Origin of the sequence: Thauera terpenica 58Eu (assembly GCF_000443165.1) — a bacterium.
Lineage (GTDB): Bacteria > Pseudomonadota > Gammaproteobacteria > Burkholderiales > Rhodocyclaceae > Thauera > Thauera terpenica.
In genome coordinates this window covers 73,507-97,691 of sequence record NZ_ATJV01000114.1, presented here as the reverse complement: position 1 = coordinate 97,691, position 24,185 = coordinate 73,507, and the positions used below count along the sequence as shown (strand labels likewise).

At 64.8% G+C, this 24,185-nt stretch carries 18 protein-coding genes; 13 read left to right on the top strand and 5 right to left on the bottom strand.

Annotated features, from left to right (window positions below; all coding sequences use genetic code 11):
- Positions 1 to 47: 47 nt before the first annotated feature.
- Both M622_RS38270 and dapD read right to left on the bottom strand, forming a co-directional pair.
- Complete coding sequence (locus tag M622_RS38270) at positions 48 to 1,220, bottom strand: PilT/PilU family type 4a pilus ATPase (RefSeq protein WP_021251026.1); 1,173 nt, start codon at positions 1,218 to 1,220, stop codon at positions 48 to 50.
- A 75-nt stretch (positions 1,221 to 1,295) separates the two neighbouring features.
- Complete coding sequence (gene dapD / locus M622_RS38265) at positions 1,296 to 2,117, bottom strand: 2,3,4,5-tetrahydropyridine-2,6-dicarboxylate N-succinyltransferase (RefSeq protein ID WP_021251025.1); 822 nt, start codon at positions 2,115 to 2,117, stop codon at positions 1,296 to 1,298.
- 299 nt (positions 2,118 to 2,416) lie between these two features.
- Here dapD and smc point away from each other — a divergent pair, with 299 nt between their 5' ends.
- The 4 genes from smc (at position 2,417) to galU (ending at position 10,246) form a co-directional block, all read left to right on the top strand.
- Positions 2,417 to 5,983 (top strand): chromosome segregation protein SMC, encoded by a 3,567-nt coding sequence (smc, locus tag M622_RS38260; RefSeq protein ID WP_021251024.1) that lies wholly within the window; start codon positions 2,417 to 2,419, stop codon positions 5,981 to 5,983.
- 28 nt (positions 5,984 to 6,011) lie between these two features.
- On the top strand, positions 6,012 to 7,121 hold the full coding sequence (locus M622_RS38255) for a cell division protein ZipA (protein ID WP_021251023.1): 1,110 nt from the start codon (positions 6,012 to 6,014) through the stop codon (positions 7,119 to 7,121).
- Positions 7,118 to 9,202 (top strand): NAD-dependent DNA ligase LigA, encoded by a 2,085-nt coding sequence (gene ligA / locus M622_RS38250; protein WP_031347591.1) that lies wholly within the window; start codon positions 7,118 to 7,120, stop codon positions 9,200 to 9,202. The genes M622_RS38255 and ligA overlap by 4 nt, the downstream gene beginning before the upstream one ends.
- 96 nt (positions 9,203 to 9,298) lie before the next feature.
- Positions 9,299 to 10,246 carry a UTP--glucose-1-phosphate uridylyltransferase GalU gene (gene galU / locus M622_RS38245; RefSeq protein ID WP_021251021.1) on the top strand — a complete coding sequence of 316 codons (948 nt, stop codon included), beginning with the start codon at positions 9,299 to 9,301 and terminating at the stop codon, positions 10,244 to 10,246.
- Between the two features lie 84 nt (positions 10,247 to 10,330).
- Here the strand turns inward: galU and typA are convergent, their stop codons facing one another.
- The gene (typA, locus tag M622_RS38240; RefSeq protein ID WP_021251020.1) at positions 10,331 to 12,148 is read right to left on the bottom strand and encodes a translational GTPase TypA; all 1,818 of its coding nucleotides are present in this window, start codon (positions 12,146 to 12,148) and stop codon (positions 10,331 to 10,333) included.
- A gap of 152 nt (positions 12,149 to 12,300) precedes the next feature.
- Here typA and M622_RS38235 point away from each other — a divergent pair, with 152 nt between their 5' ends.
- The gene (locus tag M622_RS38235) at positions 12,301 to 13,038 is read left to right on the top strand and encodes an S-methyl-5'-thioinosine phosphorylase (RefSeq protein WP_031347589.1); all 738 of its coding nucleotides are present in this window, start codon (positions 12,301 to 12,303) and stop codon (positions 13,036 to 13,038) included.
- A gap of 36 nt (positions 13,039 to 13,074) precedes the next feature.
- Here the strand turns inward: M622_RS38235 and M622_RS38230 are convergent, their stop codons facing one another.
- Together M622_RS38230 and map are read right to left on the bottom strand one after the other, a co-directional pair.
- Complete coding sequence (locus M622_RS38230) at positions 13,075 to 15,651, bottom strand: [protein-PII] uridylyltransferase (RefSeq protein ID WP_021251018.1); 2,577 nt, start codon at positions 15,649 to 15,651, stop codon at positions 13,075 to 13,077.
- Between the two features lie 58 nt (positions 15,652 to 15,709).
- Positions 15,710 to 16,543 carry a type I methionyl aminopeptidase gene (gene map / locus M622_RS38225; RefSeq protein ID WP_021251017.1) on the bottom strand — a complete coding sequence of 278 codons (834 nt, stop codon included), beginning with the start codon at positions 16,541 to 16,543 and terminating at the stop codon, positions 15,710 to 15,712.
- Between the two features lie 306 nt (positions 16,544 to 16,849).
- Here map and rpsB point away from each other — a divergent pair, with 306 nt between their 5' ends.
- From rpsB to rseP, 8 genes are all read left to right on the top strand, one after another.
- Entirely contained in the window at positions 16,850 to 17,605 is a 756-nt protein-coding gene (rpsB, locus tag M622_RS38220) for a 30S ribosomal protein S2 (RefSeq protein WP_021251016.1), read from the top strand.
- Between the two features lie 120 nt (positions 17,606 to 17,725).
- Positions 17,726 to 18,628 (top strand): translation elongation factor Ts, encoded by a 903-nt coding sequence (gene tsf / locus M622_RS38215; RefSeq protein WP_021251015.1) that lies wholly within the window; start codon positions 17,726 to 17,728, stop codon positions 18,626 to 18,628.
- 10 nt (positions 18,629 to 18,638) lie between these two features.
- Positions 18,639 to 19,352: a UMP kinase gene (pyrH, locus tag M622_RS38210; RefSeq protein ID WP_021251014.1), complete on the top strand. Its 714-nt coding sequence runs from the start codon at positions 18,639 to 18,641 to the stop codon at positions 19,350 to 19,352.
- Between the two features lie 19 nt (positions 19,353 to 19,371).
- Positions 19,372 to 19,929 (top strand): ribosome recycling factor, encoded by a 558-nt coding sequence (gene frr / locus M622_RS38205; protein ID WP_021251013.1) that lies wholly within the window; start codon positions 19,372 to 19,374, stop codon positions 19,927 to 19,929.
- A 46-nt stretch (positions 19,930 to 19,975) separates the two neighbouring features.
- Positions 19,976 to 20,755 carry a polyprenyl diphosphate synthase gene (gene uppS, locus M622_RS38200; RefSeq protein WP_021251012.1) on the top strand — a complete coding sequence of 260 codons (780 nt, stop codon included), beginning with the start codon at positions 19,976 to 19,978 and terminating at the stop codon, positions 20,753 to 20,755.
- Complete coding sequence (locus M622_RS38195; RefSeq protein ID WP_021251011.1) at positions 20,748 to 21,569, top strand: phosphatidate cytidylyltransferase; 822 nt, start codon at positions 20,748 to 20,750, stop codon at positions 21,567 to 21,569. The genes uppS and M622_RS38195 overlap by 8 nt, the downstream gene beginning before the upstream one ends.
- Before the next feature lie 46 nt (positions 21,570 to 21,615).
- Positions 21,616 to 22,815, top strand: coding sequence for a 1-deoxy-D-xylulose-5-phosphate reductoisomerase (ispC, locus tag M622_RS38190; RefSeq protein WP_021251010.1), 1,200 nt, complete (start codon positions 21,616 to 21,618; stop codon positions 22,813 to 22,815).
- Entirely contained in the window at positions 22,815 to 24,179 is a 1,365-nt protein-coding gene (rseP, locus tag M622_RS38185; protein ID WP_021251009.1) for an RIP metalloprotease RseP, read from the top strand. Before ispC ends, rseP begins: the two co-directional genes overlap by 1 nt.
- Positions 24,180 to 24,185 lie beyond the last annotated feature (6 nt).

The window sequence follows — 24,185 nt, the reverse complement described above, 5'->3', positions numbered from 1 at the left end:
GCTCTTCTTGTTGAGGCTGGCAAGCGCTGCGCGTGTTCAGGCGGCGCTCAGTTGTCATCGACGTGCAGGGTGAATTCCTGGAATGAAGCGCCATCCGCAGTGTCCTTGTCAAAGGCGAGCAGGCTGGGTGGCTGTGACGAAGCCGAGGGCTCGTTGGCGTTGCTCGGGGCGTTGTTGATCAACCAGTGCAGGTTGGTCGGCGAGTCGGCGTTGGCGAGCGCCTCCTCCAGCGAGATGACCCTGTCCGAATAGAGCTCGTACAGGTGTTGCTCGAAGGTCTGACAACCCGGCGCCAGGCTTTGCTCCATCGCCTGCTTGACCTCGTTGATATCGCCACGCTCGATCAGATCGGCGATATGACGCGTATTCATGAGGATCTCCACCGCTGGCACGCGAACATTGTCGGGCTTGCGAATCAGGCGCTGCGAGATGATGCTGCGCAAGGCGACCGCGAGGTCGAGATAGAGCAGCTGGCGGTTCTCGAGCGGGAAGAAGTTGATGATGCGGTTGAGGGCGTGATAGGCATTGTTGGCATGCAGCGTGGCCAGGCATAAATGGCCCGACTGGGAATAGGAAATCGCCGCCTGCATGGTTTCGCGATCACGAATCTCGCCGATGAGGATGCAGTCCGGCGCCTGGCGCATCGCGTTGCGCAGGGCTTCGCCCCAACTCAGGGTGTCGATGCCGACTTCGCGTTGATTGACCACCGACCTGCGATGGGCGAACAGATACTCGATCGGGTCCTCGACGGTCAGGATGTGGCCGCTGCGATTGCGGTTACGATGGTCGAGCATGGACGCCAGCGTGGTTGACTTGCCCGACCCGGTCGCCCCCACCACCAGCACCAGGCCGCGCTTTTCCATCACCACTTCGGTCAGCACCTCAGGAAGCCCGAGCTCTTTCACGCTGGGGATACTGCTCTGGATGTAGCGCGCAACGATCGCGATCGAGTTGCGTTGCCAGAACAGGTTGACGCGGAAGTTGCCCAGATCGCGACGACCAAAGGACAGGTTGAGCTCGCGGTCGCACTCGAACAGCGCGATCTTCTCCGGCGTCAAGGCTTCTTCGATCATGCGGCGGATCATGGGCGGCTCCATGACCTGCTGATTGATCGGCATGGTCTCGCCCTGGATCTTGATGTGGATCGGCGCGCCCGCGGTGATGAAGATGTCCGAGGCCTTCTTGTCTGCCATCAACTGGAAAAGACTGTCGAAAATCATCGCGCTCCACCCCCGCTCGTGATCGCAAAGCGGGTCCGGTCCCCGCTCTGTTTGTGTCCTGCTTCGCGCAGCGAATCAGGCGTTGCGCAACAATTCATTGATGCCCGTCTTGGCACGTGTCTGCGCATCCACTCGCTTCACGATCACCGCACAGTAAAGACTGTACTTGCCGCATGCCGAGGGCAGGCTACCCGGCACCACCACGGCGCCCGATGGCACGCGGCCATAGCTCACCGTGCCCGTCTCGCGGTCATAGATCTTGGTGCTCTGACCAATATACACGCCCATCGACAGCACCGCGTTCTCCTCGATGATCACCCCTTCGACCACCTCCGAGCGCGCGCCGACGAAGACATTGTCCTCGATGATCACCGGGCCGGCCTGGATGGGCTCGAGCACGCCACCGATGCCGACCCCGCCCGAAAGATGCACGTTCTTGCCGATCTGGGCGCATGAGCCGACGGTCGCCCAGGTATCGACCATCGTGCCTTCATCCACATAGGCACCGATATTCACATACGATGGCATCAGCACCACGTTCCTGCCAATGAAGCTGCCCTTGCGGGCGACGGCCGGCGGCACCACGCGAAAGCCGCCTTCACGGAACTGTTCAGGCGTGTAGTCGCCGAACTTGGTATCGACCTTGTCGAAGAAGTTGAGGCCGCCAGCCTGTACCTGTTCGTTTTCGCGCAGACGAAAGGAAATCAGCACCGCCTTCTTGATCCACTGGTTGAGCATCCACTGTCCGTCCTTTTTTTCGGCGACACGCAGGGTGCCGGCATCCAGACCGGCGATCACTTCTTCCACCGCATCGCGGATCTCGGCCGGGGCCGAGCTGGGGGACAGGCTGGCGCGGTTCTCGAAGGCGTCGTCGATGATCGTTTGTAGCGCTTGCATGGGGTTTTCTCTCACTGATTTGGGCACAAGCCGTCGACACGCCTGGCTGCCTCGACGCACTAGGGCGTATCGGCAGTCCGCGCGCGCAGCTTCTCTGCGGAACAGGGCTGACAGCGGGCGAGGCCAGGATTCACTCTGCTACACAATCCGGGCGACACAAGGCCGCTGCAGCCGAGTGGGGAGGGTCGGCGATGTTATCATGTCGGGCCTTGCCAGCGCCTGTAGTTGGGCTGGCAAGCGCCATCGCGCTCCCCCTGCGTTTCACCCCCTCCGGGTGCAGTTCCGAGTCCCGTCACGACGTGCGCCTGTCCAAGTTAAAACTCGCCGGTTTCAAGACCTTCGTCGACCCCACCACGGTGCTCACCCCCGGCAATCTGGTGGGGGTGGTCGGCCCCAATGGCTGCGGCAAATCGAACATCATCGATGCCGTGCGCTGGGTGCTGGGCGAGACCCGTGCCTCCGCCCTGCGCGGCGAGTCGATGCAGGACGTGATCTTCAATGGCTCGACCACGCGCAAGCCGGTGTCGCGTGCCAGTGTGGAGCTGGTGTTCGACAACGCCGAGGGGCGGGCGGCCGGGCAGTGGTCGCGCTACAACGAAATCTCCGTCAAGCGCGTGCTCGACCGCGCGGGCGAGTCGACCTATTACATCAACAACGTGCATGTCCGGCGCAAGGACGTCATCGATCTCTTCCTGGGCACCGGTCTGGGACCGAGAGCCTACGCGATCATCGAGCAGGGCATGATCTCGCGCATCATCGAGGCCAGGCCAGAGGAGATCCGCGGTTTTCTCGAGGAAGCCGCGGGGGTGACGAAATATCGCGAGCGCCGCCGCGAGACCGAGGGTCGCCTGCGCGATGCCCGCGACAACCTCGCCCGTCTCGACGACATCCGCATGGAACTCGGCGAGCGCATCACCCACCTCGAGGCGCAGGCCGAGGTCGCGACCCGTTACAACGCCCTGAACGCGGCGCATGTGCAGAAGCAGCAGCTCTTGTGGCTGCTCAGGCGCAATGAGGCGCAGGCCGAACGGGCGCGTCTGAGCGCCGAGCTCAATGCCGCCAGCCTGCGCATCGAAGCCGATAGCGCGCGCCTGCAGGAGCTGGAAGCGGCGGTCGACAGCGCGCGTGCAGCGCATTTCCAGGCCTCGGAGGCGGTGCATGTGGCGCAGAGCGAGCTCTTCGCGGTGAGCGCCGAGGTGGCGCGCCTCGAGACTGAATTGCAACACCTTGGCCAGGCGCGTAGCCGACTGGAGACGCGTCTGGCCCAGCTCGAACTCGACCGCGAACACTGGCAGGGGCGCAACGCAGCCCTGCAGCACGATCGCGAGCGCTGGCTGGGCCTGGCCGACAACGCCGCACTGCGCGCGGAGCGCGCGGAGGCGCGTCACCTTGAGATCGCCGAGCGCATGCCCGAGCTCGAATCCGCTCGAGTGGCAGCGGACACGACCGTGGCCGCAGCGCGACGTGAGCTGACGCAGACCGAACAGCGGCTGCGGGTGGAGGAAGCCCATCGCGCCAGTGCGACTCGCGCGCTCGAGGCCTTGCAGCAGCGCCGTGGCCGGCTCGAAGGCGAACGCGCGACCATCAGCGGGCCTGACGCGGCCGAACTGGCCGAGCGTGAGGCCCGCCTCGAAGCCATGCAGGACGCGCTCGCGACCCAGCAGCACGCGCTTGCCGCCTTGCAGGAGCAGCTGCCGGATGCGCAGGCGGTGCTGAAGACCGCGCTCGAGCACGAACGCGCCGTGCAGCGCCGCCTCACCGAGCTGCGCGCACGCCGCGACGCCTTGCAGCAACTGCAGGCGAGGGTGCAGGCGCAAGGCAAGCTGGGCGACTGGCTCAAGCGCCACGGCCTGGAAACCCTGCCGCCGCTGTGGCGCAGCCTGCGTGTGGCCGCGGGCTGGGATGCGGCGCTGGAAGCGGTGCTGCGTGAGCGTCTGGCCGCACTCGTCGGCGCCGACACCGAGGCCTCGGCGAATGCGGCGCAAGCCATGCTCGCTGAGGCACCGCCCGAGTCGCTGGCGATCGTGCTCGGCATGGGGCTCGGGCTTGGCGCTGATGCCATCACTTACGACGACACCTCGCCCGCGCTGCTGGATGCGACGTGGGTGCCGCTAATGGACAAGATCGAAGTGCTGACCCCGGCGCTGCGCCCGCTGCTGGCCAGCTTGTTGCGCGGGGTGTTTGCGCTCGAGCGGCTGGAGCCCTGGCTGGCACGCCATGCCGAGCTGCCGGCGGGGGTGGTGCTGGTCAGCGCACAAGGCCAGATTCTGAGCCGCGAGTTGCTCTGTCACGCGCTCGCCGACAGCCGCACCCAGGGCGTCATCGAGCGCCAGCGCGAGATCGACCTCCTGGCCGCTCAGCAAGAGGCGCTGGAGGACGAAGCCAGCCTGGCGCAGGAAGCCCTGGTCGCCGCCGAAACCGGGAGCGCTGCGCTGCAGGAGCAGGTCGGCGTGCTGCGGCGCGAGATCCAGGGCACTCAGGCGCAGGTGCACAGCGAGCAGGTCGAGGTGCTCAAGCTCGCACAGGCACGCAGCCGCGCTCAAGAGCGCCAGCTCCAGCTCACGCGGGATCTCGAAGACCTTGGGCACCTCGAGCACACCGAGCATGAGCACCAGGCGCGCGCCGAAATCGAACTCGCGCGCGCCGAAGAGCTTGCCGATCTGCAGCGTGCAGGCCTGGATGCGGGCACGGAGGTGTTGCGCGAGCGTGAACAGGCTGTGCGCGAGGCGCGCGCGCTGGAGCAGGCGGCGGCGCGTGAGTTGCAGGAGGTGAACTTCTCCGCACGCGAGTGCGTCACCAAGCTCGACGATATCGGGCGCAACCTGCAACTCGCCGCCGAGCAGCTCGAGCGCGTCATCGCCGAGACGCAAACCCGCGATGCCGAGCTTGCCGCCACCGACGACAGGCGCAGCGCCGATGCGCTGCAGGCAGCCCTTGAGCTGCGCCACAGCCGCGAGCGCGCGCTGGCGGCGCGGCGTGATGCGCTCGAAGAGGCGAGCGCCGCGCTCAAGCACACCGAGGAGACGCGACTGCGCGTCGAGCACGACGCGGCGCCCGCGCGCGCGCGCGTGTCCGAGCTGCGCCTGGCGCTGCAGGCGAGCGAGCTCGCCGTCACCCAGTTCGTCGAACGCCTGCTGGAAGTGGAGGCGGACGAGGTGGCGCTGCAGCCCATGCTCACGCCCGAGCTCAAGGACAGCAGCCTGCAGCGCGAAGTGTCGCGGCTGGCGCGTGAGATCTCCGAGCTGGGTGCGGTCAACCTTGCCGCCCTCGACGAGCTACGCAGCGCCGCGCAGCGCAAGGGCTATCTCGATGCACAGACCGAAGACCTGCTCCAGGCTATCGACACACTCGAGGACGCCATCCGCCGCATCGATCGTGACACGCGCGCGCAGCTGCAGGAAACCTACAATACGGTCAATCGCCAGTTCGGCACCTTGTTCCCGCAGCTGTTCGGCGGTGGGCGGGCAGAGCTGGTGCTGACCGGCGATGAAATTCTGGACGCGGGCGTACAGATCGTCGCTCAGCCTCCGGGCAAGAAGAACACGTCCATTCACCTCTTGTCGGGCGGCGAGAAGGCGCTCACCGCGATTGCGCTGGTTTTTTCGATGTTCCAGCTCAACCCTGCGCCGTTCTGCATGCTTGACGAGGTCGATGCGCCGCTGGACGATACGAATACCGAGCGCTACGCGAACCTGGTCAAGCGCATGTCCGCACAGACGCAGTTCATCTTCATCAGTCACAGCAAGATCACGATGGAATTTGCGCAGCAGCTTGTGGGCGTGACCATGCAGGAGCAAGGGGTTTCACGCGTGGTGGAAGTGGATATCGAAGAAGCGCTGCGCCTGGCCGAGCCGGCGGCAGCCTGAAGAATTGCAAGGAATTGTGGAAACTCTTATGGACAGCGAACTACAGATCGCCCTCATCGCCGCCGGACTTGGCGCGGTGGTGCTGATCGTCGGCTACAACAAGTGGCAGGAGCGCAAGCACCGCAACAAGGCGGAAAAGGCCTTCAAGTCGGAGCATCGCGACGTGCTGCTCGAGTCACGCGCAGGTGGGCCAGAAGACGCCGCCGAGCGCAAGCAGCGGCGTGAGCCGGGCATGGGGGCGACGGAAGCGGCGGGCGCTGGCGCCCGTCCGGTGCGTGAGGCTGCGCTCAAGCGCTCGGTGCCCGAGGTGCCCGAGCTCGTCGACGCGCGCGCTGACTGCGTGATCCGCCTTGAGGCGATCGAGGCGCTCGACGTGCAGCGTGTGTGGCAGGCCCAGGCCAGCGAGCTTGCCGGGCTGTCCAGGCCGGTGCGCTGGTTTGGTTTCAATGATGCGCAAAACCTGTGGTTCCCGCTTGGCCCCAACAGTGCGGGCGCCTGCCATTGGTTCTGCGCAGCGCTGCAGCTCGTGGATCGCAAGGGCTCGATCGGCGAGACCGATTTCATGCGTTTCTCGGGCGGTGTGCAACGTGTGGCCGACACGGTGGTGGCGCTCCCGCCCAGCGTGCCGGCGCGACTCACGACGCTGAACAACGCGACCGAGCTCGACCGTTTCTGCGCCGACGTCGATGTCCAGATTGGCGTCAATGTCCTCGCCATCGAGCGCGCCTTCGAAGGTCGCGACATCCAGCAATTCGCCACTCGCCACGGGCTGAGCCTGGGCGCTGAGGGCAGCTTCCATGCCCTGGACGAGGACGGCGCGACCCTGTTTGCGCTCTCCAATCTTGAAGCCGGCGTGTTTGTCGGAGAGGCCATGAGCTTGATGAGCACGACGGGGGTGACGCTGGTCCTCGATGTGCCTTGCGTGCGCGACGGCGTCACCGCCTTTGACCGCATGATGGAGTTCGCCAACGACTTTGCGCGACAGTTGGGCGGGGTGGTGGTGGACGATAACCGGGCGCCCTTCGGCACCGAATCGAGCGATCTGATTCGCGCCCAGATCCGGCAGTTCCAGGACCGCATGGCGGAAACCGGCATCGCCGCCGGTGGCCCGCTGGCGAGGCGGCTGTTCGCACTGTGAGCGCACCGTCAGTGTTGGAGGCGCAGCAGCGTGTGCAGGCGCTGCGCGCGCAGATCGCCCACCACGATCATGCGTATTACGTTCTCGATGCGCCCAGCGTGCCGGACGCCGAATACGACCGCCTGTTTCGTGAGCTGCAGGCGCTCGAGAGCACGTATCCGGAGTTGTGTACGCCCGATTCGCCGACGCAGCGGGTGGGCGGTAAACCATTGGCGCAGTTCCCCGCCGTGCGCCATCGCCTGCCCATGCTCTCCATCCGCACCGAGACCGATACCGAGGCCAGCGGAGCGCAGGCCTTCGATGCGCGCGTGCGCCGTGAACTTGGCCTGGGCGAGGTGGACTCGGGCGAGCGCAGCTCGGGTGATGCCGAGGTGGAGTACGCTGCCGAGCTCAAGTTCGACGGCCTCGCCATCAACTTGCGTTACGAGCACGGCGTGCTGGTGCAGGCGACGACGCGTGGGGATGGCGAAACCGGTGAGGATGTCAGCAGCAATGTGCGCACCATCCGCGCCGTACCGCTGCGCCTGCGGGGCGACGCGCCCGCGGTGCTGGAGGTGCGCGGCGAGGTCTACATGCGCCGCGACGACTTCGAGGCCCTGAACCGGCGCCAGGCCGAGCGCGGCGAAAAGACCTTTGTCAATCCGCGCAACGCGGCTGCCGGCAGCATTCGCCAGCTCGACCCTGCGATCGCCGCGCGCCGGCCGCTGTCCTTCTTTGCCTACGGCCTGGGCGAGACGCAGGGCTGGGCCGTGCCCGATACCCATGCTGAGGTGCTGGACGCCATCGCCGCCTTCGGCCTGCCGGTGTGCGAGCACCGTGCGGTGGTGCGCGGTGCGGCCGGCCTGTCCGAGTTTCACCGCCACATTGCGGCGTTGCGCGAGCGTCTGCCCTTCGATATCGATGGCGTGGTGTACAAGGTCAATGCGCTCGCGCTGCAGCGCGAGCTGGGCTTTGTGACGCGTGAGCCGCGCTGGGCCGTGGCGCACAAGTACCCCGCGCAGGAGGCGCTGACCCTGCTGCGCGGCATCGAGGTGCAGGTCGGGCGCACCGGCGCGCTCACGCCGGTCGCCCGCCTCGAGCCGGTGTTCGTCGGCGGGGTGACGGTGACCAACGCCACCTTGCACAACCAGGATGAGATCGACCGCAAGGACGTGCGTATCGGCGATTGGGTGATCGTGCGCCGCGCCGGCGACGTCATCCCCGAAGTCGTCGCGCCCGTGCTCGAGCGCCGCCAGGGTGAGTTGCCCCGCTTCCAGCTGCTGGAGCACTACCCGAACTGCCCGGTGTGCGGCTCACATGTGGTGCGGGGCGTGGACGAGGCGGTGGCGCGCTGCACCGGCGGTCTGTTCTGTCCGGCCCAGCGCAAGCAGGCCTTGCTGCATTTTGGCGGACGCCGGGCGATGGACATCGAAGGCCTGGGCGACAAGCTCGTCGAGCAAGTGGTGGACGCTGGCATCGTCAGGACGCCGGCCGATCTTTACCGGATGGGCGTTCTGGCCCTCGCCAGTCTTGAGCGCATGGGCGAAAAGTCCGCACAGAACCTGTTGGCTGCCATCGACAGGAGTCGTGCGACCACGCTCGCGCGTTTCATTTTCGCGCTTGGCATCCGCAACGTTGGCGAAGCGACGGCAAAGGAGCTTGCACGCCATTTCGGCAGTCTTGATCGCCTGATGGACGCGGATGTCGGGAGCTTGCAAGAGGTGGCCGATGTCGGCCCGATCGTGGCGCAGTGCATCGCCGAGTTCTTCGCCGAGCCACACAATCGCGAGGTCATCGAACAGCTGCGTGCAGCCGGCGTGCACTGGGCGGAGGGCGAGGCGGCGAGCACCACCGTGGGTGGCCTGACAGGGCAGACCTTCGTGCTCACCGGCAGCTTGCCCACGCTGTCGCGCGATGAGGCCAAGGCGCTGATCGAGGCCGAGGGCGGAAAGGTGGCAAGCGCGGTATCAAAAAAGACAAGCTATGTCGTGGCGGGCGCCGAGGCGGGTTCCAAGCTGCTCAAGGCGCAGGCGCTGGGGGTCGACATCGTCGACGAGCAGGGCTTGCGCGCGCTGTTGAACAAGATCGATACAAATGCCTAGTGCCTGCGGGGCCGGCTGCGTGCATCATGCGCGGCGCTGCCTGGCTGTCGGGGGCACAAGGGATCCAATACAAGCATTCAAAGTGGAGTGAAAAAAATGAAGAAGGTCACCAAGGCGGTCTTTCCTGTTGCCGGCATGGGCACGCGCTTCTTGCCAGCGACCAAGGCCAGCCCGAAGGAAATGCTGCCCATCGTCGACAAGCCGCTGATCCAGTACGCTGTCGAGGAGGCGGTGGCCGCAGGCATCACGGACATGATCTTCATCACGGGCCGCACCAAGCGCTCGATCGAGGACCACTTCGACAAGGCCTATGAGCTTGAGACCGAACTCGAGGCGCGTGGCAAGAAGGAACTGCTCGAGATCGTGCGCAAGACGGTGCCCAAGGGTGTCAATTGCATCTACATCCGTCAGTCCGAAGCGCTCGGCCTTGGCCACGCCGTGCTGTGTGCCAGCCACGTCGTCAGTGACGAGGCCTTCGCGGTCATCCTGGCCGACGACCTGCTCGACAACAAGGATGAAAAGCCGGTGCTCAAGCAGATGGTGGAGGTGTTCAACTACCATCGCTGTTCGGTGCTGGGGACGATGAATGTGCCGCGTGAACAAACCGGCAGCTACGGCATCGTCAGCACCGAAGCGCAGATCGGCCAGGTGCAGCGCATGACGGGCATCATCGAAAAGCCGAAACCCGAAGAGGCGCCGACAACGCAGGCGGTGGTGGGGCGCTACATCCTGACCCCGCGCATCTTCGATCACATCCGCGCGCTCAAGCCGGGTGCGGGCGGCGAGTACCAGCTCACCGACGCCATTGCCTCGCTGCTCAAGGAGGAGGCGGTGCTGGCCTACCAGTTCGACGGCGTGCGCTACGACTGCGGCTCCAAGCTGGGCTATCTCAAGGCGACGGTCGAGTTCGGTCTGCGCCATCCTGAGACGGGCTCCGATTTTGCCGCCTATCTCACCCAGCGCTTCGGTGCCGAGGCGGCGAACCTTGCGCTGCGAGACGCTGAGGGAGCGGGCACCCAGGGCAGCGCCAGCAAGAAGAAATAGGGGCCGCCACAGCCACACTCATAAAAAAGCCCCGGCAGCTTTGTGCTGTCGGGGCTTTTTGTAATCAGCGCTGCGTGCCGTGGATCAGGCGGCGCTCGCCTTCGCGGCGCGCTTGCGATCAGTTTCCTTCAGGTGGCGCTTGCGCAGGCGGATGCTCTTGGGCGTGATCTCCACCAGCTCGTCGTCAGCGATGAACTCGATGGCCGACTCCAGGGTGAGCGCAATCGGCGTGATCAGGCGCACGGCTTCGTCGGTGCCGGAGGCACGTACGTTGGTGAGCTGCTTGCCCTTGATCGGATTGACCACGAGGTCGTTGTCGCGGGTGTGGATGCCGATGATCATGCCTTCGTACAGCGCCGCACCCGGGCTGACGAACATGCGGCCGCGGTCCTGCAGGTTCCACAGTGCGAAAGCCACGGCCTCGCCGTCGTTTTGCGAAATGAGCACGCCGTTGCGGCGCTCGGCCATTTGGCCGGCCATCGGCCCGTAGTCGTCGAACACGTGGCTGGCAAGGCCGGTGCCGCGCGTCATGGTGAGGAACTCACCCTGGAAGCCGATGAGGCCACGCGCGGGGATGCGGTACTCGAGGCGCACGCGACCCTTGCCGTCCGGCTGCATGTCCTGGAGGTCGCCGCGACGGCGGCCAAGCTCTTCCATGACGCTGCCCTGGTGGTCTTCCTCGACGTCGACGGTGAGCATTTCGTAGGGCTCGGACTTCACCCCGTCGATGTCCTTGTACACCACGCGCGGGCGGCCGACGGCCAGCTCGTAGCCTTCGCGGCGCATGCTCTCGAGCAGGATGGTCAGGTGCAGTTCGCCGCGACCGGCGACTTCGAACACGTCCGAGTCCTCGGTGTAGGTCACGCGCAGGGCGACGTTCTTGAGCAGTTCCTTTTCCAGGCGCTCGCGAATCTGGCGGCTGGTGACGTACTTGCCCTCACGACCGGCCAGCGGCGAGGTGTTGACCATGAAGTTCATGGTCAGGGTCGGCTCGTCAATGGCGATCGGCTTCATGCCTTCGAGGCAGTTGGGGTCGCACAGGGTGACGCCGATGTTGACCTGCGAAATGCCTGCGATGAGCACGATGTCGCCGGCTTCGGCGAGCTCGGAAGGCGAGCGCTCGAGGCCCTTGAAGGTCAGGACCTGGCTGATCTTGCCCTTGCCGCGGTTCTCATCGCCGTACATGACGACGACTTCCTGGTTCGGGCGCACGCTGCCGCGCTTGATGCGGCCAATGCCGAGCTGGCCCATGTAGGTCGAATAGTCGAGCGAGCAGATCTGGATCTGAAGCGGACCGCTGGCATCGACTTCGGGTTGCGGCACGTGCTCGAGGATCGCCTCGAACAGCGGGTTCATATTGACGCGCTCGTCGTTCTCGTTGATCACCGCGAAGCCGTTCAAGCCGGAGGCGTAGACAACGGGGAAGTCGAGCTGCTCGTCGGTGGCGCCGAGCTTGTCGAACAGATCGAAGGTGTGATTGAGCACCCAGTCAATGCGCGCGCCCGGACGGTCGATCTTGTTGATGACCACGATCGGCTTGAGCCCCATCGCGAGCGCCTTGCGCGTCACGAAGCGGGTCTGCGGCATCGGACCTTCGACGGCATCGACCAGCAGCAGCACACTGTCGACCATCGACAGCACGCGCTCGACCTCGCCGCCGAAGTCGGCGTGGCCCGGTGTGTCGACGATGTTGATGTGGGTGTCGCCGTACTGGATGGCACAGTTTTTCGACAGGATCGTGATGCCACGTTCCTTTTCAATGTCTCCCGAATCCATCACCCGTTCGGCGACTTGCTGGTTGTCGCGGAAGGTGCCGGACTGGCGCAGCAGTTGGTCGACGAGAGTGGTTTTGCCGTGGTCGACGTGAGCGATGATGGCGATGTTGCGTATGGCGCGGGACATGGGAGCGGGAAGTCTTTGAAAGGGCACGGATTCTACCATGTGCTGTGGCGCCGCAGCATTTAATGTCAAGCGCCGCCGGCGCCGGGTTTGCGCAGCGCGGCGCTGCTGCGGTGCATGATAAAATCCGCGGCCCCATTCAGCGGAGCGACCGAATGCTCGCAATCATCGGCGGTAGCGGCCTTACCCAACTCTCGAACCTGGCCATCGTGCGCCGCGAAGTCGTGCGTACGCCTTATGGCGAACCTTCGGGCGCGCTCACTTACGGCAGCCTGTGCGAGGAGCCGGTGGTGTTTCTCGCGCGCCACGGTTACGGCCACACCATCCCGCCCCATCTGGTCAATTACCGCGCAAACATCTGGGCCCTCAAGCAGGCCGATGTCAGCGGCATCATCTCCGTGGCTTCGGTAGGAAGCATTCGCGCCGACCTCGCCCCGGGGACGCTGGTCGTGCCTGATCAGATCATCGATTACACCTGGGATCGCAAGAGCACCTTCTTCGAAGGCGGTGAAACCCCGGTGAAGCACGTCGATTTCACTCATCCCTATGACCCCTCGTTGCGCCAGCGCCTGCTGCTCGCGACCGCGGCGGTGGGCGAGCTCGCCGTCGATGGTGGAGTGTATGCCGCCACCCAGGGGCCCCGGCTTGAGACCGCGGCCGAGATCAACCGCTTCGAGCGTGATGGTGCGGACGTGGTGGGCATGACCGGCATGCCCGAGGCGGTGCTGGCGCGTGAGCTCGAGCTGCCTTACGCAGCGCTCAATGTCGTGGTCAATTACGGCGCGGGGCGCGCCGACAGCGCAGCCGGCATCATCTTTGACGACATCGAGACCGTACTGCAGACGGCCATGTCGCGCGTGCGGGTGATTCTTGAAAGGCTCTGCCAAGTGTGAGGTGTGGGGCCGGGACCATGAGGCAGGAGGCGCGGGCTAGACCTGCAGGCGTTGCAGCAGCTCGCGTTCCACCCGCAGCCGCTGCGCATCCTGCGCGAGGATGGCGCCGGTGAGCAGGAAAGTGTCCTCCACGCGCTCGCCAAGCGTGGCGATCTTGGCGGTGTGCAGACGTATGCCGTGGCTGGCGAGCACTTCGGCGATGTCGAACAGCAGGCCGGGGCGATCGGCGGCGGTCAGCGACAGGATGTAGTGGCGGCCAGCTTCGTCCGGCCGGATGCTGACCTGCGGCGTGATCGGAAAGTGCTTCACCTGACGTGACATGCGTCCGCGCGACGGGCGGTCGATGACGTCAGGATGGGCGAGGTAGCGCGTGAGCTCATGCTCGATCAGGGTGATGACGTCGCGGTAACTGGACTCGCCGCCGGGGTCTTGCAGCATGAAGCTGTCGAGCGCGTGGCCGTGGCGGGTGGTGTGCACCTTGGCGTCGATGATGGTGAAGCCGAGGCGACCAAAGAAGCCGGTGAGGCGAACGAAGAGCTCCTTCTGGTCGGGGGTGAAGATCATCACCTGCACCCCGTCGCCTTCTTCGGCCACGCGCGCCTTCACCACCGCCTCCTCGGCATCCGCACGGAAGTAGAGCACCCGTGTGTGCCAGGCGATCTCCTCGGCCGAGTGGCGCATGAAATAGACCGAATCGAGCTCGGACCACAGCCGCTCCTCGACGCCGGGGCGCAGGCCGTGGAAGCGCAGCATGCGCCGCGCGTCTTCCAGTCTGTCGTCCAGGCCCAGCGCCTGCTGTGGCGTGGCGCCGCGCAACAGGCGCTGCGAGGCGAAAAAGAGGTCTTCCAGCAACTTGCCTTTCCAGCCGTTCCAGACCTTCGGGCTGGTGCCGCGGATGTCGGCATGGGTGAGCAGGTAGAGCGCGACCAGGTGGCGCTCGTCACCGACAATGGCGGCAAAGCGCTGCACCACCTCGGGGTCCGAGGTGTCTTCCTTCTGGGCAAAGCGCGACATGCTCAGGTGCTGCTCGACGAGCCACACGACGAGGGCGCTGTCCTCCTCGTCGATGGCGTGCAGCACGCAGAACTCGCGCGCATCCGCCATGCCCAGTTTGGAGTGATCGCCGCCGCGGCCCTTGGCGATGTCGTGGAACAGCGCTGCCACATACAGCAGCCAGTGGCGATCGAAGGCCATGATGAGGCGCGTCATCAAGGGGTATTCGTGTGCGTGCTCACCCATGGTGAAGCGGCGGATATTGCGCAGCACCATCAGGATGTGCTGGTCGACCGTATACACATGGAAGAGGTCGTGCTGCATCTGGCCGATGATGCGGCGCCACGGCGGCAGGTAGCGCGACAGGATGCCGTACTCGTTCATGCGCCGGAAGGCATGCACGATGCCGCGCTTTTGCTGCAGGATCTGCAGGAACAGCGCGCGGTTGTGAGGGTCGGCGCGAAAGGCGGCGTTGATGCGGTTGCGGTTGATCCACAGGGTGCGCAAGGTGCGCGCGGTCATGCCCTTGAGTTCGGAGCGCTGTTGCAGCAGCAGGAAGCACTCCAGCAAGGCGGAGGGGTGGCGTTCGAAAACCTCATCGTGGCGCAGGTCGAGCAGCTCGCGCACGACCTGAAAGCGCGGGTTGATGACGATCGCGGCGCCGCGGTCGGGAAAGATCACCGTGCCGTAGTTCTGCAGCAACACGGTGTTGAGCTGCGTGACCATCTTGGCGTTGACGTAGTAGCGCTGCATCAGCGCCTCGGAGGCACGCCGGTTGGCAGTGGCTTCGACCCCCATCAGACGTGCCAGTTTTTCCTGGTGATCGAACAGCACGCGGTCTTCGGCGCGCCCGGTGAGGTAGTGCAGGCGAATGCGCAGGTGTTGCAGGAAGCGCTCGACACTGCGCAGCTCGCTGGCCTCGCCCCCGGTGATCAGGCGGCGGCGGGCGAGATCGCGCCAGCTGTGGCCAAGGCCCGCGGCGCGCGCGATCCAGCCCAGCATCTGCAGGTCGCGCAGGCCGCCCGGGCTTTCCTTGCAGTTCGGCTCGAGCGCGTAAGGGGTGTCGTCGAAGCGCGCGTAGCGTTGCTGCTGCTCGAGCTGCTTGGCCTTGTAGAAGCTGCGGACGTCGAGCGCGGCGTGGTAGCGCTCGTCGAGCTCGGCGAACAAGGCCTTGTTGCCGGCGAGGAAGCGCGCCTCGAGCAGCGTCGTCTGCACGGTGATGTCGTCGTTGGCGACTTCGATGCATTCGTCCACCGTGCGTACCGCATGGCCGATCTCCAGTCCGATATCCCACAGCGCGCCCACCATGTCCGACAGGCGCTCGCGCATGTGGGTGTCCGCGGCCTGTGGCAAGAGCACCAGCACATCGACATCGGATGCCGGAAACAATTCGCCGCGCCCGTAGCCGCCCACGGCCAGCAAGCTGGCCTGCGCCGGCATGGCACAGGCTTGCCAGATGCGGACGACCTCTCTGTCGACGAGCTTCGCACGCCCCTTGAGCAGTGCCGCGGTGCGCGGCTGCGCCTCGTAGGCGCTGCGCAAGGCGGCTGAGCCGTCGATGAGGCGCTGGCGCGAGTCCGCGATCAGGGCCTGGAGGCTGGTGTTGAGCGCATCTTGCATTCGACGGGACTCATCCGAGCGGCGGTGGAGGCGGTGGCCAGGAGGTGCTCCGCGTTGATCAGGCCAGTTGTGCGGCGAGTTGTGCGGCAACCACGGTCGGTGCGGGCGGGCTCTTGGCGGATACGGTGAGCACCTCGACGCCGGTCTCGGTGACCACGACGGTGTGCTCCCATTGTGCTGACAGGCTGCGATCCTTGGTGATGATGGTCCAGCCATCGGGCAGCTCGGAGATCGCCGCCTTGCCGGCGTTGATCATGGGCTCGATGGTGAAGATCATGCCCGGCTGCAGTTCGGCACCGGTGCCGGCCTTGCCGTAGTGCAGTACCTGCGGGTCCTCGTGGAACTTGCGGCCGATGCCGTGGCCGCAGAACTCGCGCACGACGGAAAAGCCGTTGCGCTCGGCATGCTTCTGGATCACCTCGCCAATATCGCCGAAGTGCGCCCCGGGTCTGACCGCAGCGATGCCCAGCCACATGCACTCGAAGGTGATCTGCGACAGGCGCCGCGCCGCGATGCTGGCGGCGGCTTCCCCGCCCACCAGGAACATGCGGCTGGTGTCGCCATGAAAACCGTCCTTGATGACGGTGATGTCGAGATTGATGACGTCGCCCTTCTTCAGCTTGCGGTCGCCGGGTATGCCATGGCAGACCTGATGATTGACCGAAGTGCAGATGGATTTCGGGTAGGGCGTGTAGCCGCTCGGGGCGTAGTTCAGCGGTGCGGGAATCGTAGCCTGCACATTGACCATGTAGTCGTGGCAGAGGCGGTCGAGTTCGGCGGTGGTCACGCCAGGCTTGACGAAGGGTTCGATATAGTCGAGGACCTCGGCGGCGAGGCGTCCGGCCACGCGCATCTTTTCGATTTCTTCCGTGGTCTTGATAATGATGCTCATCTTGATGTCTGTCGGGCTGGGGCTGAAAAGGCCTTAAAGGTATCGCATGCGCAGGGCCGGCGGCAAACGCAATGCACGGTCGTGCTTGAGTGGCATAAAGTTGGCGTGCTAATATCGCGGGCTTGTCTGCCGTTGCAGGCAAAATCCACACGTCCTGTGGCATGGGGTCCGAGGCGCGCACCGAACAACAGCGAGTGCGCGTGGCGGCAAGATGCGAGGCCTGTGATGTGCGCAACATGCGTGTGTCACGCAGCCGGACATCCCGCGGGACGGAGGTCAAACCCTTTGATTAGTTTGGAGTAACACATGTCAGTCACAATGCGTCAGATGCTCGAAGCGGGCGTCCACTTTGGCCACCAGACCCGCTTCTGGAATCCGCGCATGGCCCCTTACATCTTCGGCCAGCGCAACAAGATCCACATCGTCAACCTCGAAAAGACGATGGTGAAGTACACCGAAGCGATGGATTTCGTGCGCAAGCTCGCTGCCAATCGCGGCAACATCATGTTCGTCAGCACCAAGCGCCAGGCGCGCGAGATCATCGCGGAAGAGGCGCGTCGTGCCGGCATGCCCTTCGTTGACGAGCGTTGGCTCGGTGGCATGCTGACCAACTTCAAGACCGTCAGACAGTCGATCAAGCGCCTGAAGGAAGTCGAGGCCATGGTCGAGGACGGCTCGGTCGAGCGTCTGTCGAAGCGCGAAGCGCTGACCGTCAGCCGCGAGCTCGCCAAGCTGCAGAAGTCGATCGGCGGCATCAAGGAAATGGGCGGTCTGCCCGATGCCTTGTTCGTGATCGACGTCGGCTATCACAAGATCGCCATCACCGAAGCGCAGAAGCTGGGTATTCCAATCGTGGCAGTGGTCGATACCAACCACTCACCCGAAGGTGTGGATTACGTCATTCCGGGCAATGATGACTCCTCGCGCGCCATTCGTCTCTACGCCCGTGGCGTGGCCGACGCCGTGCTGCAGGGCCGCAGTCAGGTGTTGCAGGAGATTGTCGACGCCAGCGGCGATGAGTTCGTCGAGGTCGAGGAAGAAGGTTCGCAAGAGCAGGCCTGACCTGCAGCTTGCCGGGGCCTCGAGGGGCCCCTTTTTGTAAGTCTGTTTTGTACAGCCTGAACACCTGCCGCAGCGCGCACTCGTGCGCTGCTGGCATCAGCTGAAATTCGAGGAGTTAGCATGGCGGAAATCACCGCAAGCATGGTCAAGGAACTGCGCGAAAAAACCGACGCACCGATGATGGAGTGCAAGAAGGCGCTCACGGAAGCGGCCGGCGACATGGACAAGGCCGAAGAAATCCTGCGCGTCAAGCTCGGCAACAAGGCCTCCAAGGCTGCCGCCCGCGTTACCGCTGAAGGCATCGTTGGCATCGATATCTCCGCCGACGGCAAGCTGGGCACGATCATCGAAGTCAACTGCGAAACTGACTTCGTCGCCAAGAACGACGACTTCCTCGCCTTCGTGCGCAATTGCGCCGAGCTGGTGTCGGCCAACACGCCCGCTGATGTGGCGGCGCTGTCGGCCTTGCCGCTGGGCGAGGGCAGCGTCGAGACCACGCGCGCCGCGCTGGTGGGCAAGATCGGCGAGAACATGTCGATTCGTCGCTTCAATCGCGTCGAAGCCAAGGGTCAGCTGTTCAGCTACATCCACGGCGGCGCCAAGATTGGCGTGCTGCTGGATCTGGTTGGTGGCGACGAGCAGCTGGGCAAGGACATCGCCATGCACATCGCCGCCTCCAAGCCCAAGGCGCTGGATGGCTCCGGGGTGTCGCAGGACCTGATCGACGCCGAGCGTCGGATCGCGATCGAAAAAGCCCGTGCCGACAACAAGCCCGAGGCGATGCTGGAGAAGATCGCTGACGGCACCGTCAACAAATTCCTCAAGGACGTCACCCTGCTGGCGCAGGTGTTCGTCAAGGCCGAAGACGGCAAGCAGACCATCGAGCAGTTGCTCAAGGCGCGTGCTGCTTCGGTTGCCGGCTTCACGCTCTTCATCGTGGGCGAAGGCATCGAGAAGAAGGTCACCGACTTCGCTGCCGAAGTGGCCGAGCAACAGGCGGCCGCCGCCGCAGCAAAGAAGTAAGGAGCCGATAATGTCCGCCGCCTATAAACGCATCCTGCTCAAGCTCTCGGGCGAGGCTCTGATGGGTGACGACGCCTATGGCATCAACGAGGACGTCGTCAACCGCATCGTCTCCGAGATCGCCGAGGTCACGCGTCTCGACGTGCAGGTCGGAGTGGTGATCGGCGGCGGCAACATCTTTCGTGGCATGAAGGGGGCGGCTGCCGGCATGGACCGCGCCACCGCCGACTACATGGGCATGCTTGCCACGGTGATGAACGCAATGGCGCTCGCAGATGCGATGCGCCGCATGGATGTCGAGGCGCGCGTGCAGTCGGCGCTGCGCATCGATCAGGTGGTCGAGCCTTACATCCGTGGTCGTGCAATCCGCCATCTGGAGGAGGGCCGTGTGGTCATCTTCGCGGCGGGTACCGGCAACCCCTTCTTCACCACCGACACCGCTGCCGCCTTGCGTGGCTCCGAGATTGGTGCGCAGATCGTACTCAAGGCGACCAAGGTGGACGGGGTCTACACGGCAGATCCGAAGAAGGATCCGGATGCGCAGCGTTATCATCGCATCAGCTTCGACGAGGCGATCGGCCGTAATCTGGCTGTGCTCGATTCGACCGCGTTTGCGCTGTGCCGCGACCAGAAATTGCCGATCAATGTGTTCTCGATCTTCAAGCCTGGCGCGCTCAAGCGTGTTGTCATGGGCGAAGATGAGGGTACGCTGGTTCATTCCTGATGCTCTGGAGAGTGCGCTAATGATTTCCGAACTGAAGAAAACCCTTGAGCACAAGATGCAGAAGTCGGTCGAGACCCTCAAGACCGATCTCGCCAAGGTTCGCACCGGGCGGGCCCACACCGGCTTGCTCGATCACGTCATGGTCGAGTATTACGGCTCCATGGTTCCGGTGAACCAGGTCGCCAACATCAGCCTCATCGATGCGCGCACGATCGGCGTGCAGGCATGGGAAAAGCCGATGCTGGGCAAGATCGAGAGGGCTATCCGCGATAGCGACCTTGGTCTGAATCCCGCGAACATGGGCGAATTGCTGCGCGTGCCGATGCCCGCGCTGACCGAAGAGCGTCGTCGCGACCTCACCAAGGTGGTACGCAATGAGGGCGAGTCGGCCAAGGTTGCAGTGCGCAATCTGCGCCGCGATGCCAACCAGCAACTCAAGGACGCGGTCAAGGACAAGGAAATCTCCGAGGACGACGAGCGTCGCGCCGAAGAGGACGTGCAGAAGCTCACTGATCGCCATGTCGCCGAAATTGACAAGTTGCTGGCAGCAAAAGAGCAGGAACTGATGCAGATCTGATCCGCCGGATCGGCTGTTCCCTTACGGGCAGGACAGGAGGCGGGTCATGGCAGAACGAAAATACGCGAGCTCCACGCGGGATATCCCCGAGGTGTCCGCCGTTCCGCGGCATATCGCGATCATCATGGATGGCAACGGGCGTTGGGCGCGCAAGCGCTACATGCCGCGCGTTGCCGGCCATGCGCGCGGGCTGGAGTCGGTGCGCGCAGTGGTCAAGGCCTGCGTCGAGCGTGGTGTCGAGTATCTGACCCTGTTTGCCTTCAGCTCGGAAAACTGGCGCCGTCCTCAGGACGAGGTCTCCTTCCTGATGCAGCTCTTCATGAAGGCGCTGCGCAAGGAAGTGGCGCGTCTCGACCACAACGAGATCCGCCTGCGCGTCATCGGTGACATGACACGTTTTGATCCGGAGCTGGTGCGCATCATCCGCGAATCGGAAGAGAAGACCGCGGGCAACACCAAGCTCACCTTGTGCATCGCCGCCAACTACGGCGGGCGCTGGGACATCGCCAATGCGGTGTCCGAGCTCATGCGCAGCCAGCCTGAGCGCCGTGACGGTTTCAGTGAGGACGAGATCGCCGATGCGCTGTCGATGAGCTTCGCGCCCGAGCCCGACCTGTTCATTCGTACGGGCGGCGAAAAGCGCATCAGCAACTTCCTGCTGTGGCAGCTTGCCTATACCGAGTTTTACTTCACCGACGCCTTGTGGCCCGATTTCGATGCGGACGCGCTTGACCAGGCGATCGAATCCTACCGCAGCCGCGAACGGCGTTTCGGACGCACCAGCGATCAGCTGGTTGAGCGCAGCGCGCAGGAGCGGCATGCTTAAGGCCCGCATCATCACCGCAGTCCTGCTCCTGGCTGGACTGCTGGCGGCGGTCTTTCTCCTTCCTGCATCGGGCTGGCTGGTGCTGTGCGCACTCGTGTGTGCGGCGGCAGCCTGGGAATGGGGCGCGCTGGCGGGCTTCGCGCAGCCCGTGCGTCTTGCCACCGCGGTTTCCTTCGGCGGCGCCTGCCTGGTGCTCGGCTTCATCACAGGCTTTGCTGCGCCGTCTGCGGCCGGGGGCGCACTCCTTGTTCCGCTCTACATTCTCAGCGCACTGTTCTGGCTGCTGGTCGTGCCGCTCTGGCTGGCGCGCAAGTGGACGCTGTCCAACCCCATGCTGGCCTCGGTCACAGGCTTCGTCGTGCTCGTGCCCACCGCACTCGCCCTGGTGCATCTGCGCGCAATCAGCCCGTGGTTGATGCTGGGCGTGATGGCGGTGGTCTGGGTGGCCGACATTGCCGCCTATTTCTCCGGTCGGGCCTTCGGGCGGCACAAGCTCGCCCCCTCCATCAGCCCGGGCAAGACCTGGGAAGGGGCGATCGGCGGGGGGCTCGCGGTGCTCATTTTCGGCTTCGGCGTGCTCACCTGGCAGGGCGCGAGCCAGCCCGGCGGGGCGCTGGTGGTCGGCGCCGTGCTCGTCGGATGGACGGCAATCAGCATCATCGGCGATCTCTACGAATCCTTGCTCAAGCGCCAGGCCGGCATCAAGGACAGCGGCAACATCCTGCCCGGCCATGGTGGCATTCTTGACCGCATCGACAGTCTGACGTCGACGCTGCCCATGGTGGCCCTCGGCACTGTGCTGCTGGGGCGCTGAGCCCTTGCGCGCTGCTCTCATCTCCGCTCAGGCATCACCCCAAACCATGTCCCAACACGCCATCCAGCACATCACCGTCCTGGGGGCGACCGGCTCCATCGGTCAGAGCACGCTCGACGTGATCGCCCGTCATCCGGATCGCTTCTCCGTTTTTGCCCTCAGCGCGCAACGCCAGGACCGCAAGCTGCTCGAGCAGGTGTTGCGTTTCGCGCCGCGCTACGCGGTCATGGTCGATGCCGATGCGGCGTTGCGCTTGCAGTCGGCGCTGCGTGCTGCGGGCAGTCGCACCGAAGTGCTCAGCGGTAGCGCTGCGCTCGAGCACGTCGCCGCAGCCGACGAAGTCGATATGGTGATGGCCGCCATCGTCGGCGCCGCCGGCTTGCGCCCGACCCTGGCCGCGGCGCAGGCCGGCAAGAAGGTCCTGCTCGCCAACAAGGAGGCGCTGGTGTTGTCCGGCCAGCTCTTCATGGACGCGGTGGCCGACAACGGCGCACTGCTGCTGCCCATCGACAGCGAGCACAACGCCGTGTTCCAAGCGCTGCCTGCAGGCTATGCACGCTCACCGGGGGTGTCGGGTGTGCGCAAGGTGTTGCTCACCGCATCGGGTGGGCCGTTTCGCGCCCGCTCGATCGAAGAGCTGCGCGCGGTGACGCCCGATGAGGCCTGCGCGCATCCGAACTGGGTGATGGGACGCAAGATATCGGTCGACTCTGCCACGATGATGAACAAGGGCCTCGAGGTGATCGAGGCGCACTGGCTCTTCGGTGCCCCGGCCGACATCATCGAGGTCGTCGTGCACCCGCAGAGCGTCATCCACTCGATGGTCGAATATGTTGATGGCTCGGTGATCGCGCAACTGGGCAATCCCGACATGCGCACGCCGATCGCCCATGCGCTGGCCTGGCCCGAGCGCATCGACGCTGGCGTACGCTCGCTCGACCTCTTCGACATCGCCCGGCTCGATTTCGAGCGTCCCGACCTGCAACGTTTCCCCTGTCTGGCGCTCGCCTTTTCCGCCCTGCGCGCGGGCGGAGCGGCGCCTGCGACCCTCAACGCCGCCAATGAAGAGGCGGTCGAAGCCTTCCTCACGCAGCGCATCGGCTTTCTCGATATCGCTCGTGTCATCGAGGCCTGCCTGGAACGCTCCCCGGACTTTGCGGTCGATTCACTGGATGCGGTTTTCGCCGCCGATGCGCAGGCCCGGGACCGGGCGCGCACCGAAATCCGTAAACTCTCGGCTGCCTGATGAATCTGCTCAATTACCTCATTCCCTTTGTACTCGCGCTCGGACTGCTGATCCTCGTCCATGAACTCGGGCATTACCTGGTGGCGCGCTGGTGTGGCGTCAAGGTCCTGCGCTTCTCGCTCGGTTTTGGCAAGCCCTTGCTGGTGCGCAAGGCCGGGCGTGATCAGACCGAATGGGCGCTTGCCGCTTTCCCGCTCGGCGGCTACGTCAAGATGCTCGACGAGCGCGAGGCCCCGGTTGCGCCCGCGGAGCTGCATCGCGCCTTCAACCGCCAGTCCGTCTATCGCCGCTTCGCGATTGTCGCCGCGGGGCCGATCGCCAATTTCCTGCTTGCAATCGTGCTTTACTGGGGCTTGTTCGTCGTCGGCTCGGACGAGTTGCGGCCGCGCCTGGCCTTGTCGGACACGCCTGCCATCGCACAGGCCGCGGGGGTCAGGGATGGTGATCTGGTGCTTGCCGTCGATGGTGAGGTGGTGCGTTCGTGGCAAGACTTGCGCTGGGTCTTGCTGCGCAATGCGCTCGATGAGCGTGAAGTGGTGCTTCAGGTGCGCACCCTGGAAGAGGTCGAGGCCTTTCGCCGGCTCGATCTGGCCGGGCTGCCGATTGAGGACGCCAGCCAGGATCTGATCGTGCGCATTGGCTTGAAGCCCTGGCGTCCCGAGATTCCGGCGGTGATCGGACGGGTTGCAGACGACAGCGCTGCGGCACGCGCGGGCCTGCGCAGTGGCGACGAGGTGCTGAGCATAGAGGGCGTGGGCGTCGCGGGTTGGAGCGATCTGGTTGCGCGCGTGCGCGACGCTGCGGGGCGCAGCCTGCGCTTCGAGCTTCTGCGCGCGGGCGAGCGGCTCAGCGTGGACGTGACGCCCGATACGGTCTCCGATCAGGGCGAGCGCTTCGGACGCATCGGCGTCGGCGTTGCCGAGCCTGTTCAGGGCACCCTGTCGATGTTCGCCGAGGTGCGCTACGGGGTGGGCGAAGGCCTGGTGAAGGCCGTGCGCCAGACCTGGGAGACGAGCGTGCTGAGCCTGCAGATGATTGGCCGCATGCTCACCGGCGAAGTGTCGTGGAAGAACATCTCCGGGCCGGTGACGATCGCCGATTACGCGGGCCAGACGGCGCAGCTCGGGCTCAGTCACTATCTCAAGTTCGTCGCCCTCATCAGCATCAGTCTGGGAGTGCTCAACCTGCTCCCCATCCCGGTGCTTGATGGTGGGCACTTGTTGTACTATACGGTCGAAATCATCAAGGGCGGTCCCATCCCCGAGCGCATCATGGAAATCGGTCAGCAGATCGGTCTGACTCTCCTGATAATGCTCATGGCATTCGCCTTCTACAACGACATCAACCGTCTCATTTCCGGCTGAACTCCT